13 protein-coding genes are annotated in these 13,367 nt (G+C 67.3%); 9 read left to right on the top strand and 4 right to left on the bottom strand.

The window, feature by feature from the left end:
- Positions 1-16 precede the first annotated feature (16 nt).
- Entirely contained in the window at positions 17-1,561 is a 1,545-nt protein-coding gene (locus tag B0684_RS09355) for a BCCT family transporter (RefSeq protein WP_018167943.1), read from the top strand.
- 3 nt (positions 1,562-1,564) lie between these two features.
- On the opposite strand, the gene B0684_RS09350 is transcribed toward B0684_RS09355, so the two are convergent.
- Genes B0684_RS09350 through B0684_RS09340 form a run of 3 tightly spaced genes read right to left on the bottom strand, consistent with a single transcriptional unit; the run spans position 1,565 to position 3,419 of the window.
- Positions 1,565-1,915, bottom strand: coding sequence for a hypothetical protein (locus B0684_RS09350; RefSeq protein WP_018176488.1), 351 nt, complete (start codon positions 1,913-1,915; stop codon positions 1,565-1,567).
- Between the two features lie 27 nt (positions 1,916-1,942).
- On the bottom strand, positions 1,943-2,272 hold the full coding sequence (locus B0684_RS09345) for a hypothetical protein (protein WP_018650411.1): 330 nt from the start codon (positions 2,270-2,272) through the stop codon (positions 1,943-1,945).
- Between the two features lie 28 nt (positions 2,273-2,300).
- A complete protein-coding gene (locus B0684_RS09340) occupies positions 2,301-3,419 on the bottom strand; it encodes a transporter substrate-binding domain-containing protein (protein WP_018650410.1) in 1,119 nt (372 codons plus the stop codon).
- Positions 3,420-3,504: 85 nt separating this feature from the next.
- Here B0684_RS09340 and B0684_RS09335 point away from each other — a divergent pair, with 85 nt between their 5' ends.
- From B0684_RS09335 to B0684_RS09310, 5 genes are all read left to right on the top strand, one after another.
- Positions 3,505-4,749 carry a methyltransferase domain-containing protein gene (locus B0684_RS09335; protein WP_018650409.1) on the top strand — a complete coding sequence of 415 codons (1,245 nt, stop codon included), beginning with the start codon at positions 3,505-3,507 and terminating at the stop codon, positions 4,747-4,749.
- A 214-nt stretch (positions 4,750-4,963) separates the two neighbouring features.
- On the top strand, positions 4,964-7,297 hold the full coding sequence (locus B0684_RS09330; protein WP_018176484.1) for a DNA translocase FtsK: 2,334 nt from the start codon (positions 4,964-4,966) through the stop codon (positions 7,295-7,297).
- A 140-nt stretch (positions 7,298-7,437) separates the two neighbouring features.
- Complete coding sequence (gene lolA / locus B0684_RS09325; protein WP_018167937.1) at positions 7,438-8,109, top strand: outer membrane lipoprotein periplasmic chaperone LolA; 672 nt, start codon at positions 7,438-7,440, stop codon at positions 8,107-8,109.
- 303 nt (positions 8,110-8,412) lie between these two features.
- Positions 8,413-9,789: a replication-associated recombination protein A gene (locus tag B0684_RS09315; RefSeq protein WP_018650408.1), complete on the top strand. Its 1,377-nt coding sequence runs from the start codon at positions 8,413-8,415 to the stop codon at positions 9,787-9,789.
- Between the two features lie 9 nt (positions 9,790-9,798).
- Entirely contained in the window at positions 9,799-10,551 is a 753-nt protein-coding gene (locus B0684_RS09310; protein WP_018650407.1) for a TVP38/TMEM64 family protein, read from the top strand.
- Here the strand turns inward: B0684_RS09310 and B0684_RS09305 are convergent.
- Positions 10,486-11,043 (bottom strand): TMEM165/GDT1 family protein, encoded by a 558-nt coding sequence (locus B0684_RS09305; RefSeq protein WP_018167934.1) that lies wholly within the window; start codon positions 11,041-11,043, stop codon positions 10,486-10,488. The genes B0684_RS09310 and B0684_RS09305 overlap by 66 nt on opposite strands.
- Positions 11,044-11,207: 164 nt before the next feature.
- Between B0684_RS09305 and B0684_RS09300 the strand changes: the two genes are divergently transcribed.
- From B0684_RS09300 to B0684_RS09290, 3 genes are all read left to right on the top strand, one after another.
- Positions 11,208-11,450: a hypothetical protein gene (locus tag B0684_RS09300; RefSeq protein ID WP_018650406.1), complete on the top strand. Its 243-nt coding sequence runs from the start codon at positions 11,208-11,210 to the stop codon at positions 11,448-11,450.
- Positions 11,451-11,541: 91 nt separating this feature from the next.
- On the top strand, positions 11,542-11,898 hold the full coding sequence (locus B0684_RS09295) for a DsrE family protein (RefSeq protein WP_018167932.1): 357 nt from the start codon (positions 11,542-11,544) through the stop codon (positions 11,896-11,898).
- Positions 11,899-12,024: 126 nt separating this feature from the next.
- On the top strand, positions 12,025-13,350 hold the full coding sequence (locus B0684_RS09290; protein WP_018650405.1) for a nitrate regulatory protein: 1,326 nt from the start codon (positions 12,025-12,027) through the stop codon (positions 13,348-13,350).
- Positions 13,351-13,367 lie beyond the last annotated feature (17 nt).

Raw genomic sequence — 13,367 nt, 5'->3', positions numbered from 1 at the left:
AGCCAGGCCGTTCATCATGAGCCAGTATCGCCCGGAAGCCTTTTTCTCCACGGTCAATCCCACCGTGTTTACCGCCTCCGCGATCATGGTGGTGGTGTTTGTTGCCTTCGGGGTGGCCTTGCCGTCCACCGCCAGCATGGTGTTCGACGGCATCCACGGATTCATTACCGAATACCTCGGCTGGGGCTACCTGCTGGTGGTCACGTTCTTCCTCGGGTTCCTGGTCTGGCTGGGGTTCAGCCGCTACGGCGCGATCCGGCTGGGGCAGCCGGACGACCGGCCGGAATTCGGGTTTGCCGCCTGGTTCGCGATGCTGTTCTCGGCCGGCATGGGCATTGGCCTGGTGTTCTGGAGCGTGGCCGAGCCGGTCCTGCACTATCAGAACCCGCCGATCGGTGATGGCGAGACCGCTGAGGCCGCGCGCCAGGCGATGGTCTACACCTTCTTCCACTGGGGGCTGCATGCCTGGGCGGTGTACGTGGTACTGGGGCTGTCGGTGGCGTACTTCAGCTTTCGCCACCGCCTGCCGCTGACCATCCGCTCGATCTTCTACCCGCTACTGGGGGACCGCATCTACGGCCCGATCGGGCACGTGATCGACATCCTCGCGGTGTTCGGCACACTGTTCGGGCTGGCCACCTCGCTGGGTTTCGGGGCGATGCAGCTCAACACCGGGCTCAACGTGCTCGTCGACATGCCGGTCTCGCACTGGTACCAGGTCGGCATCATCACCGCGATCACGGCGGTGGCCGTGCTGTCGGTGCTCTCCGGACTGGATCGCGGGCTCAAGTGGGTCAGTGTGTTCAACCTGGTGCTGGCGATCAGCTTCATGCTGTTCGTGCTGTTCGCCGGCCCGACGCTGTTCATCCTGCGCTTCCTGCTCGACTCCACCGGCGGCTACTTCCAGCAGCTGATCGAGCTGAGCCTGCATACCGACGCGATCGGCGGCTCCGAGTGGCAGAAGGACTGGACCATGTTCTACTGGGCCTGGTGGATCGCCTGGTCGCCGTTTGTGGGCATATTCATCGCGCGCATCTCGCGCGGGCGTACCATCCGCGAGTTCATCGTCGGCGTGCTCGCGCTGCCCACACTGTTCGTGTTCGCCTGGATGGCGATCTTCGGCGGCACCGCGCTGCACATGGAGCTGTTCGACGAGGGCGCGGGCATCGCCGCTGCGGTCGCCGAGGACACCACCGTGGCCCTCTACGCGACCCTGGCCCAGCTGCCGTGGACGACCTTCGCCTCCGGGATCGCCACGCTGCTAATCGCGACCTACTTCATCACCTCTTCGGCCTCCGGTACCTTCGTGGTGGATGCGCTGATCTCGCGCGGCTCGAAGCACTCGCCCAAGCGCCAGCGCGTGATCTGGGGCATCACCGAGGGGGCGGTGGCCGCCACGCTGCTGATCGTCGGCGGTGAACGCGCGCTGGACAGCCTGCAGACCGGCTCGCTGACCGCCGGGCTTCCGGTCGCGATCATCCTGGTCTTCTGCTGCTTCAGCCTGATGCGCGCCCTGCGCCGCGAATACCGCGTCGAGGGCGTGGAGCCGCCCTGGCGCTGAAGGCTACGCGGGGCCGTCCGGGAGCGTGCGGAGCAGGTGTTCGATCTGCTCCGGCTTGATCCCGGCGATGTCCTTGATGGGCAGAGTGACGGCAAAGCCGTTGCCCAACTGGCTCAAGTCCAGTTCCGTGTCCAGCTGCTCCAGCATGCGTCGGGCCAGTCCGGTCTCCAGGACCATCAGTAACACCTTGCGGCCGGACGAGTCTTTCAGGTCCATCACCGGGTTGCGCCGCAGCTGGGCGATGCCCTGACCGTCCAGCAGAGTCAGTCCGGCGGCTCCGACACGCTGAACAATCTCGATGGCGCGATCGGCCTGACTGCGAGGGACTACGGCGACGAGCAGAACGAATTGCATGGCGAAGTCTCCGGCGTTCGGAACGTGTCAGGGCGTATGCGTCAGGTGGCCGACGAATTCCATGCCCTGCAGCGCGGCGGTATCCAGGGTAAAGGCAAGTCCGTTGTAGGGCTGAAACAAGTCCATCTCCAGGTTCAGACGGCGGGCGATGCGTTCGGCCTGCTCGGTCTCCAGTTGCCATACACAGACCGATTCGTTGCCCTGGTAGGTCACACCGAGGAAGGTCATGTGCTCGGGGAAGCCGAGGCCCGAGCCGTGCAACACCGTGCCGTCCGCGCCGCCTTCTTCGTTGGCGATGGCCAGGGCCTGTTCTTCGCGGTCCTGGTCGATGATGGCCACCAGAAAGGTCTCCGCCATGAGGCGTCTCTCCCTGCTGCGGTTCGCGTCAATTACCGAGGTAGCGGCGCAGCACCCGCTGCCACTCGTCGGATTCCAGAATCTCGAGGATAGCCACGTTCATCGGGGCGCGCAGCGGCGAGCCCTGGGGCAGGGCCAGGGCATAGTCCTGGCGCAGGAACTCGACGGGTAGCACCTCCAGTTGACCGGCGAAGTGTTCGCGCACCTGGTAACGAAGCAGCGGGGCGTCATAGACCATCGCGTCGGCGTGCCCGTTGGCGACCGCGTCGAGGGCGGAGCTCAGGTCCGCGTGGTCGCGGTAGGCGAAGCCCTGGTCGTCCAGCCAGGCGGCGGCACTGGAGCCGCCGATGGTGGCGATGCGCTGGCCCTCCAGGTCGGAGACATTCTGGATGCCGGTATCCAGTGAGCTGACGGTCAAGGTGGTGGCGATTGCGGCGGTGAAGGTGGAAACCAGGATCAGGGCCGCGAACATCCAGACCAGCGCGATCGCGCGGCCGGGCAGGGTGCGCGGGGCCTTGTCGCCGTAGCCGACCGTGGTCATGGTGACGGCGGCCCACCAGAAGGCCGAGCCCAGCCCCTGTGCGGAGCTGCCGCCGAACTCGTCGGCGTTGCGGTGACGCTCGAACAGCCATAGCAGTGCGCCGACCAGCAGGAGCAGGCCGGCGAGCGCCAGTATGATCATCAGGAATGGCACCGAGATGAATGCCCGCAGGGCGCCGGCGACCGGGTTGCCCTGCTGGGGCACGGCAATGGACAGCCCGGTGCTGTAGTACGGATGGGTGAAGTCGACGCGCTCGGCGCGCTCGGCGGTCGCGGTGAGGGCCGCGACCGAGACATCGATGCGGTCGTCCCCCAGGCCTGTGATCAATTCCTCGAGGCTGACCTCCTGGTACCCGTAGTCCAGTTCCAGGCGTTCCGCTACCCGTTCCCAAAGCTCGATCGCGATACCGGTCGGGGTCGCGTCGGCCGCGTCCGGGGCGATCACGAACGGCGACACAAAGCGGGTGCCCACGCGCACGCTGGAATCGAGGTCTGCGGCGCCCGCCCCCGTCTCCTGGGCCTGGGCGGCGGGGATCGCCAGCAAGGTGGCGAGCAACCAAAGGGCCGTGGCGAGCAGTGCGGAGGGCGCGATCAGGGAACGGGGCATGCGAGCTTCCGGTGGGGGCTTGGTCGTACCATAACCGGTACGCTGTCACCGTGGCAGTCCGCGTTGCCCTGTCAGGAGAGAGCTCATGCGGGACCCGTTTGCCAACTGGATCGAGGCGCCATCCCGGTCGAACCCGGGCGACGCAGCGGATATCGGGTTCATGCTGGACTGGGCGAGTGCCGAGGCCCGTCACCGCGAATGTCTGTTTCTGCCGAGCCTGTTGCCGGAACGGGACCACTGGCCGGGTGATTTGGGCACAGCCCTGCACGCGCTGGGAGTGGGGGCGGTACACGAGGCCTCCCGGGCGACAGCCGCGGCCCTGGTCCCGCCGTCCGAGATGGATCGGGTGCGGGAGCTCCCGGGGTCGGCATTCAATCGCGGCCTGCGCAGGCATCGCCGGGTGGAGCCCCATGCGGGTCGTTTTTATCCGAGGGCGTTCATTGCCGGCCATGCGGGCATCGAGGCCGGGGATCGCGAGCTGTTTCGGGTCGGGGCGCTGGAGGATGACCGCCTGGTGGCGGATCTGAACCATCCACTGGCGGACCATGAGCTGCGGTTGCAGGCGCGGGTCATGGCCCGCCACGCCCACGGGCGTGATGACGACCGGTCGGTGGATGTGGCCCGGCTGCTGACGGCCCGCGGGCCGGGCATGCAGGCGCGCTGGCGCGGACGGCCGACCGACTTCTGGACCGACGGTGCGCTGGAACGCGAGGATCCGGACCCCGATGCGGCGTTCTACGCCGAACCGCGCCGGGTACACCACCTGGATGCCACCGCGCGCGCCGAGATTGCCGCGCTGTATGGCGCCTGCATCCCGGCCGGTGCGCGGGTGCTCGACCTGATGAGCAGCTGGGAGTCGCACCTGGACCGGGTGGAGACGCCGGAAGCGGTGATCGGGCTGGGCATGAACGCGCAGGAGCTGGCGGACAATCCCCGCCTGGCGTCCGCTCATGTGCAGGACCTCAATGCACGGCCCGGGTTGCCCTATGCACCGGGGAGCTTCGACGCCGTGGCCTGTACCGCGTCGGTCGAGTATCTGACGCAGCCGGAGGCGGTGTTCCACGCGGTCTTCGAGGTTCTGCGCCCGGGCGGGGTGTTCGTGGTGACCTTCTCCGACCGCTGCTTCCCGACCAAGGCGATCGCGGTCTGGGAACGCCTGTACGACTTCGAGCGCATGGGGCTGGTGCTGGACCTGTTCCTGCGCGCCGGTTTCACGGATCTCGCGACCTTTTCCCTGCGCGGCCTGCCGCGGCCGGCCGATGATCCCTATGCCGGACGGCTGGAGCATGCGGACCCGGTGTTTGCGGTGTGGGGTTATCGATGGGACTGAGGGATGGGCCTTTGCCGACACGGGCGGGGGCTTCGCGGGCAGGCCCGCTCCTGTAATGGCAGGGCTCGCTGAGCCGAGGCAGCCTGCCGGAAAGCGATCGGACCGGACTCGGTTCTCAGGCTGGGCAGGTCTGGCCCCCCGAAGAACGTTTTAACCGGTAAACTGCGACGTGATTCGAGATGCCCGCGCCGCGGGCCGGACCAGTGGGGAGCGCATGGCCGCAAGCAAGGCCAAATCCGGGGGCAAGGGCAGCAAGACGGCAGAGCCGGCCGCACCGCCGAGCCTGAGTGGGCAGCTGCTGCGTGGTCTGCGCGAGGGTGCACTGCTGATCTTCGGCATGCTGGCGCTGTATCTGCTGGTGGCGCTGGCGAGCTATCACCCGGGCGATGCCGCCTGGTCGACCACCGGCGACGGCGAGGGTCTGCGCAATCTGGGCGGCACCACGGGCGCCTGGTTTGCCGATATCGCTTTCCATCTGCTCGGCTATCTGGCCTACCTGATCCCGCTGGCCGTGGGCGGTATTGGCTGGTGGCTGTTCCGGCATCGCCGCGAGGCGCAGATCGCCAGCCCCATGGAGCTCACCGTGCGCGGGCTGGCGCTGATCGTGGCGTTGATCGCCGGTTCCGCGCTGGCGGCATTGCACCTGATGCCGGGCGGGATGCCGGTGCATGCCGGCGGCATCCTCGGCGATCTGTTCGGCGGCTGGGCGGTCGCCGGGCTGAGCCTGGTGGGCGGGACACTGGTCCTGCTGGCGCTGTTCCTGGCCGGGGTGACCCTGTTTACCGGGCTGTCCTGGTTTCTGCTGATGGATCGTCTCGGACAGCTGGCCGTGCGTGGCTGGGAGCGTGCCCGCGTGGCGATCGACTCGGCCCGTGACCGCCGTATCGGCGCCCGCGAACGGGCCGAACGCGAGACCCGGGTGGAGAAGGAGCGCAAGCGCACCGAGAAGCGCATGCCCTCGCGGGTGGAGCCGCGCATCGAGACGCCCCCGCCCAGCCCGCGGGTGCAGAAAGAGAAACAGGTCCCGCTGTTCACCGAGGGGACGGGCGCCGATCCACACCCGCCGCTGGCCCTGCTGGACGAGCCGCCGCCGCCGCCCGACGGATTCTCCGAGGAGTCTTTGCAGGCGCTCTCCCGCCTGGTGGAACTGAAGCTGAAGGATTTCGGTGTGGAGGTCGAGGTGGTCGCGGTGCAGCCGGGGCCGGTGATCACCCGCTTCGAATTGCAGCCGGCGGCCGGGGTGAAGGCCTCGCGTATCTCCGGGCTGTCCACCGATCTCGCGCGTTCGCTGTCGGTCATGGCCGTACGCATCGTCGAGGTGATCCCGGGCAAGTCCACGGTGGGGCTGGAGATCCCGAACGAGAACCGCGAGATCGTGGCCCTCTCGGAAATCCTGCGTTCGGATCTGTTCGACTCGAACAAGTCGCCGCTGACCATGGCGCTGGGCAAGGACATCGGCGGCGGCCCGGTGATCGCGGATCTGGCAAAGATGCCGCATCTGCTGGTCGCCGGGACGACCGGTTCCGGGAAATCGGTGGGCGTCAACGCCATGCTGCTGTCGCTGCTGTACAAGTCCACGCCGGAAGACGTCCGCCTGATCCTGATCGATCCGAAGATGCTGGAGCTGTCGGTCTACGAGGGCATCCCGCATCTGCTGTGTTCGGTCGTCACCGACATGAAGGATGCCTCCAACGCCCTGCGCTGGGCGGTGGCGGAGATGGAGCGGCGCTACAAGCTGATGTCGGCGATGGGCGTGCGCAACATTGGCGGCTTCAACAAGAAGGTGCGCGATGCCCAGGCCGGCGGCGAGCCGCTGAAGGATCCGTTGTTCAAGCCGGAGGAGGCGATCACCGAGACCGAGGCGCCGGAACTGGAGCCGTTGCCGTTCGTTGTGGTTGTGGTCGACGAATTCGCCGACATGATCATGGTGGTGGGCAAGAAGGTGGAGGAGTTGATCGCCCGGCTGGCGCAGAAGGCACGCGCCGCCGGCATCCACCTGATCCTGGCCACCCAGCGTCCGTCGGTGGACGTGATTACCGGCTTGATCAAGGCGAACATCCCCACCCGTATCGCCTTCCAGGTCTCCTCGCGCGTGGACTCGCGCACCATCCTCGATCAGATGGGTGCCGAGCACCTGCTGGGTCACGGCGACATGCTCTACCTGCCACCGGGCAAGGCGATGCCCGAGCGCGTGCACGGCGCGTTCGTCAGCGACAACGAGGTGCATCAGGTGGTCGAGTACCTCAAGTCCACCGGCGAGCCGGACTACAACGACGCAATCCTCGACGAGCCCGAGGCCGGTGCGGCCAGCATCCCGGGGCTGGAGTCGCCCGAGGGGAACGGCAACGAATCGGACCCGCTCTACGATCAGGCCGTGCAGGTGGTCATCGAGTCACGCAAGGCCTCGATCTCGTTCGTCCAGCGCCGGCTGAAGATCGGCTACAACCGCGCCGCGCGCATGGTCGAAGACATGGAGGCCGCCGGCCTGGTCAGCCAGGTACAGTCGAACGGCAATCGCGAGGTCCTGGTTCCCGGCCCGAACGACTGAGCGCCCCGAACCCGAGGGCCTGGTTGGTGTCCATGTCCCTGATCGCGTGACGCGGTTCGTCACCCCTGTGCAGCACATTCACGCCGGGTTAAGCCTCGCGGCGCATCATGAATCGCATACTCATCCATCCTGGAGACTGCATGAACGCTCGTCCCCTTACGTGTCCGGGCGCCCTCTGGCGGGCCCTGTCCCTTGGCCTGGTACTGGCCTTGACCGCCGTTCCGGCCCTGGCCGCCGACCGCGGTATGGAGGATGCCCGCGCGGCGCTGGATCGCTTTGTCGATGGCCTGGAAAGCTTCTCCGCCGAATTTACCCAGACCGTGCGCGACGACACCGGCTACGTGCTGCAGGAGTCCGATGGCCGCATGCAGCTGGGGCTGCCCAATCGCCTGCACTGGGAGGTGACCGAGCCGTTCCCGCAGACCATCGTCTCCGATGGCGAGGACCTGTGGATGTACGACCCGGACCTGTCGCAGGCCACGGTGCGCCCGCTGGGGGATGCCTTCGACGCCACGCCGATCGCCGCGATCACCCAGCCGGAGCGTCTGGACGAGCACTTCCGCATGTCACTGCGCCCGGTGCCGGGCGGCGATGCCCTGCGCCTGGTGCTGGTGCCGCGCAACGAACAGGCCGACTTCACCAGTCTGGACCTGGACCTGACCGCGGATGGCGACCTGACCCGCATGGCCTTCCGCGACATCTTCGGCCAGGAGACCGTGATCCTCTTCCACGAAACCGAACGCAATGGCGAACTCGACCCGGGCGTGTTCACCTTCGACCCGCCGGCCGGGACCGACATCTATCGGCCTTGAGCGAGGTCCGCTCGCGGGTTATCTGCCACAAAGCGCACAGAGGCCACGGAGAAAACAAAGGCTTTCAGGGAGCGTAGGATGCGTTGAGCGCAGCGAAACGCATCGGTCGGAAGGCGGCGATATTCCGGGTGATCGATGTTGATGCGTTTCGCTTTGCTCAACGCATCCTGCACATGGGCTGTGATACTCCCCTTGGGTTGTCTCCGTGCCCTTCGTGGTTCAATAGTCCTTCTTCGTACCTTCGTACCTTCGTGCACTTCGTGGTGAACAAGGCTCTTCGGCTCGAGGGGTTACAATCCCTCCATGAGTGATTCCCCCGAAGGCGATCTGTTCGGCCCCGATCCGGACGTGGCCTCGCCCGAACCCGAACCGGCCCCGGTAGCCCTGGATCCCTCGGCGCCGCTGGCCGAGCGCATGCGTCCGGCGCGGCTCGACGAGATGGTCGGCCAGGACCACCTGGTCGGCGCCGATGCCGCGCTGCGCCAGGCGATCGAGCAGGGTCAGACCCCGTCGATGATCCTCTGGGGCCCGCCCGGCTGCGGCAAGACGACGCTCGCGCGGCTGGTGGCGGCGGCCGGAGCCCAGCGCCTGGTCACGCTGTCCGCCGTGCTGGCCGGGGTCAAGGACGTCCGTGCGGTCGTCGAAGCCGCGAAGACCCGCCGCCGCAATGGTGTCGGGACGCTGCTGTTCATCGACGAAATCCACCGCTTCAACAAGGGCCAGCAGGACGCCCTGCTGCCGCACATTGAGGACGGTACGCTGACCTTCGTCGGCGCGACCACCGAGAATCCTTCGTTCGCACTCAACAGCGCGCTGCTGTCGCGCGCGCGGGTCTATCGCATGGAGGCGGTCGGGGCGGAGGCCATCGAGGCCCTGATCGACCGGGCCCTCAATGACCCCGAGCGCGGTCTGGGCGGGCGCGGCCTGACGCTGGACCCGGAGGAGCGTCAGCGTCTTGCGCGCGCCGCGGACGGCGATGCCCGGCGTGCCCTGAACTGGCTGGAGACCGCCTCGGACCTGGCGCGCGATGGCGCCATCACCGGCGACGCGCTGCGCGCGGTGATGGGGGCGCAGTCACTGGCCTTCGACCGTCAGGGCGATGCCTTCTACGACCAGATCTCCGCCCTGCACAAGTCAGTGCGCGGGTCCGATCCGAACGCCGCGGTGTACTGGCTCACCCGCATGCTGGATGCGGGCTGTGACCCGGACTACCTCGGTCGCCGCCTGCTGCGCATGGCCTACGAGGACATTGGCCTGGCCGCGGTTGGCCTCGGTGCGCGGGTGCTGGCGGCCTGGCAGACCATGGAACGTCTGGGCCGGCCGGAAGGCGATCTGGCGCTGGTACAGGCAGTGATCGAACTGGCCTCCGCACCCAAGAGCAACAGCGCCTATGCCGCGCTGAACGGCGCGCGGGCCGCGATCCGCGACAGCGGCAGCGCGGGCGTGCCCCTGCACCTGCGCAATGCCCCGACCGAGCTGATGCGTGCCGAGGGCTTCGGTGCCGGGTATCGCTACGACCACGACGAACCGGACGGGTTTGCGCGCGGACAGGTCTATCTGCCCGAAGGGCTGGAAGAAGCGCGCTTCTATAGTCCGCGCCGGGATGGTACCGAGCGCGCGCTGGCGGAGCGTCTGGAGCGTCTGCGCGGCGGCGGTGAAGACCCCGGGGACGGGGGCTGACGGGGTGACATGAGGATTCGACATCACAAGAGCTGGCTGACGGTCGCGGCGATCCTGTTCGGGGTCTCGCTGGCGTGGATCCTGTTGACCACCGAGTGGCCCAGCCTCGGCGTTCCGCTGGGCGAGCTGGAGGTCTGGCTGCTCAGCTGGGGCCCTGGGGCCTACCTGGTATTCGTGCTGGCGTTTGTCGTGCTGGCCCTGTTCCCGCTGCCGAGCACCTTCTGGATCCTGCTGGGCGGGGCCTTGTTCGGTCCCTTCACCGGTGGCGCCCTTAGTCTGCTGGCGGCCACCGTGGCGGCGGTCATCGCCTTCATGCTGGCCCGTACCTGGCTGCAGCCCTGGCTGGTTCCGCGCATGGGGCCGCGCAGTACCCGGCTGCGCGAGGATGTGGAGGCCGAGGGCTGGCGCGTGGTGGCCCTGACCCGGCTGGTACCGGTGTTTCCGTTTGCACCCACCAACTATGCCCTGGGACTGGTGCGCCTGCCGCTGCCCGTGTTTGCACTGACGACGGTGGTGGCGCTGATCCCGGGCCTGTTCGCCTATGCCTGGCTGGGGCATGCCACCCGCGAGGTGGCCAGTGGTGCCGACAGCGGGGTGCAACTGGGTCTGGCGCTGCTCGCGGTGCTCGCATTGCTGCTGTTGCTGCCGCGCCTGGTGCGGCGCATCTGGCTGGGACAGAAGATGCTGCACTCGGATTCAGACCCAGGCCAGCAGTACCCCGAGGCCCAGGGCGAAGAACAGCAGCGCCGCGAGCGCGCGTAGCAGCCGCAGCGGCAGGTGACAGGCGAAACGCTGGCCCAGCCATACGACCGGGGCATTGGCCAGGACCATACCGATGGTCGAGCCGATCACGACCAGGATCAGGTTGTCGAAGGTCGCGGCCAGCGCGGCGGTAGCCACCTGCGTCTTGTCGCCCATCTCGACCAGGAAGAACAGCACCGTGGTGGTCCAGAACACGCCGTGTTTCGAGGGGGCGGGCAGCTCGTCCTCGCCATCCGGCACCAGCACCCAGGCGGCCATGACGATGAACCCGAGCCCCAGCCCCCAGCGCAGCCACTCGTCCGGCACGCTGGCGCCGATCCAGACGCCGGCCAGCGCGGCGAGGAAGTGATTGGCCAGGGTCGCCACCACGATGCCCCAGATGATGGGCCAGGTCTGCTGGTAGCGGCAGATCAGGAGCAGCGCGAGGAGCTGGGTCTTGTCGCCCATCTCGGCGATGGCGACGATGACGGTGGAGACGAGCAGGGCTTCCATGATGGTCTTCCGGGCCAGGCGGCCAATGCGGGCAGCGGTGAGGCCAGGGGGTTCCCGGGCCTGCCGCGTCGCGCCCCCCTGAAGCAGGCAAAAGTGTAGAAGGCGGCCCCGTTACCGGCAAGAACGGGCTGCGCCGTGCGCGGGCCTTGGGTAGGATGCGCGCGATGAGAGCCTTCGTACGCTGGGTCGATCGCGCACCGCTGTGGCTGTTTGCCCTGCTGGTGGCCACGCTGGGCCTGGCCCCCTGGATCCCCGAGCCGCATGTCGCGGAGAAGCTGCGCTGGTTGCTCGCCGGCGAGCTGATCCGGGTGCGGGACATCCTCGACCTGGTCATGCACGCCATCCCCTGGCTGCTGATGGCCTTCAAGCTCTACCGGACCAGCGTTACGGCGAGGGGCAGGCCCTGATCCGAGTGTTTCTCCGCGGCTTGTGGGAAATCGACGCCGGGCGTGCCTGCCGCTACGGTTGCAGCACGTTTCAAGCACTCAGGAGAACCCCATGCGTTTTATTGTTGCTGTCACCGCCGGTACCGACGACCCCACCCGTGCGACGCTCGGCATGATCGCCGCCAACGTGGCCAAGCAGCAGGGCCATGACGTGACCGTCTGGCTGCAGGGCGAGGCCGTGAACATCGCCAACCGCAATGTCTACGACAAGATCGTCGGCCACAACATGCCGGCAATGAAGGACATCGTCGATTCACTGGTCAGTGAAGGCGTCCCGTTCTGGGCCTGCGAGGCCTGCGCCAAGGGCCGCGACGTCGGCGAACACAACTTCCTGCCGAACGCCGAGATGGCCGGCATGGGCCAGTACGTCCAGGCCGTCGCCGACTTCGACCGCTCGATGAGCTTCTAATCGTTCATCGTTGCTCGCGGGCGGGGGTGTGATCCCCCGCTCGTTCTGATCTCCCGCCCCTGCCAGTGCCCCGAACTGGCACATTGCATGCTTGTTTGTTCCGCGAGGCATCCGCGGATCATGAGCATGAGTCAGAATCTCCCCCCGAATACCCTGTCCCCGAGCGTTTCGTATGAAGAGGCCATTGGCGACTTCCTGGTCGCCTCGCGCAAATGCGAGGTAGTGAGCCTGGAGCGCCTGCTGGAGGCCGTGCAACTGGTCGGGTGCATCCGTGCCCTAGTGCATCAACTGCAGCGTGAACGCGGCGCTTCCAGCCTCTGGATCGGCTCGGCTGGCCAGCGTTATGCCGAGGAGCTGGGGCAGTATCGAACCGAATCCGACACCACGGCGGCGGCCTTTCGCGAACACCTTGATGGCTGGTTACAGCCGGGGGCCTGTGCCCACGCGCGCAGCCGGTTGCTGGGGCGCATGGCACTGGCCCTGCACGGGCTGTCCGGGCTGCCCAGCCTGCGCGAGGAGGTCAACGAGCGCACGCTTTCGCCGATGGAGGCGATGCGCGGATTCAGCGAACTGATCCGGTCGCTCCTGGCCGTGGTATTCGAGGCAGCGGATTCGGCTACCGACCCGGAGGTCTCCGGTGCGTTGGTCGCTCTTTTGAACTTCATGCAGGGCAAGGAGCTTGCGGGTCAGGAACGCGCGATCGGTGCTGCGGGCTTTGGCCAGGGCGTGTTTGACGGCGAGCTGCGCCAGGCCCTGTTACACCGTATCGATGCCCAGGAACGTTCGTTTCGCATCTTCTCGGAGTTTGCCCCGGAATCGGCCTGCGGCGCCTGGCGTCAATTACAGGGCGCGAGCTTCGCCGCCGAGGTCGAGCGCCTGCGCCGTCAGGCCTGCACCCAGGCCGATGGCCAGCCGGCCCCGGCCCGGGCCGAGGCGTGGTTTGCCTGCACGACTGCGCGTATCGACGCGATGAAGGAGATCGAGGATCGGCTGGAGATGCACCTGAACGAGTGCTGCTCCGCGCGCATCGTGGCGGATCGCGCGGACCTGGGTGCGGTGCGTGACCGTATCGCGCAATTGGCCGAGTCGGAGTTGCGCGACAGCGTGCCGTATGCGGTGTTCTTCGGTGCGCCCGAGGGGCTGGATTCCGACGGCGTGGGCGGCGATAACCCGCTCAATGTGCCGATCGTCGGACATTCGGTGATGGACCTGGTGCAACGCCAGGCCAGTCGTCTGCAGTCGGTGGAGGACGAGCTGCAGGCGGCGCGCCAGGCCTTGGCCGAGCGCAAGACGATTGAGCGAGCCAAGGCACTGCTAATCCAGCATCGCGGCCTGACGGAGGACCAGGCCTACAAGCTCCTGCGCCAGACTGCGATGAACCAGAACCGGCGTCTGGCCGAGGTGGCCGAGGCGACCGTCGCCATGTCTGACCTGCTGGGGAAGGGCCTGTAGGAGATTCTATGTCTCTC

Source organism: Thioalkalivibrio versutus (assembly GCF_001999325.1).
GTDB lineage: Bacteria > Pseudomonadota > Gammaproteobacteria > Ectothiorhodospirales > Ectothiorhodospiraceae > Thioalkalivibrio > Thioalkalivibrio versutus.
This window is presented reverse-complemented; position numbering and strand designations above follow the sequence as displayed.

Bases quoted from the DNA above. Each gene is read 5' to 3' on its own strand.
- B0684_RS09315 (WP_018650408.1), top strand. From the start codon at position 8,413: ATGAGTGATTCCCCCGAAGGCGATCTGTTCGGCCCCGATCCGGACGTG.
- B0684_RS09335 (WP_018650409.1), top strand. From the start codon at position 3,505: ATGCGGGACCCGTTTGCCAACTGGATCGAGGCGCCATCCCGGTCGAAC.
- B0684_RS09295 (WP_018167932.1), top strand. From the start codon at position 11,542: ATGCGTTTTATTGTTGCTGTCACCGCCGGTACCGACGACCCCACCCGT.
- B0684_RS09290 (WP_018650405.1), top strand. From the start codon at position 12,025: ATGAGTCAGAATCTCCCCCCGAATACCCTGTCCCCGAGCGTTTCGTAT.
- B0684_RS09330 (WP_018176484.1), top strand. From the start codon at position 4,964: ATGGCCGCAAGCAAGGCCAAATCCGGGGGCAAGGGCAGCAAGACGGCA.
- B0684_RS09310 (WP_018650407.1), top strand. From the start codon at position 9,799: ATGAGGATTCGACATCACAAGAGCTGGCTGACGGTCGCGGCGATCCTG.
- lolA (WP_018167937.1), top strand. From the start codon at position 7,438: ATGAACGCTCGTCCCCTTACGTGTCCGGGCGCCCTCTGGCGGGCCCTG.
- B0684_RS09350 (WP_018176488.1), bottom strand. From the start codon at position 1,915: ATGCAATTCGTTCTGCTCGTCGCCGTAGTCCCTCGCAGTCAGGCCGAT.
- B0684_RS09345 (WP_018650411.1), bottom strand. From the start codon at position 2,272: ATGGCGGAGACCTTTCTGGTGGCCATCATCGACCAGGACCGCGAAGAA.
- B0684_RS09305 (WP_018167934.1), bottom strand. From the start codon at position 11,043: ATGGAAGCCCTGCTCGTCTCCACCGTCATCGTCGCCATCGCCGAGATG.
- B0684_RS09340 (WP_018650410.1), bottom strand. From the start codon at position 3,419: ATGCCCCGTTCCCTGATCGCGCCCTCCGCACTGCTCGCCACGGCCCTT.
- B0684_RS09355 (WP_018167943.1), top strand. From the start codon at position 17: ATGAGCCAGTATCGCCCGGAAGCCTTTTTCTCCACGGTCAATCCCACC.
- B0684_RS09300 (WP_018650406.1), top strand. From the start codon at position 11,208: ATGAGAGCCTTCGTACGCTGGGTCGATCGCGCACCGCTGTGGCTGTTT.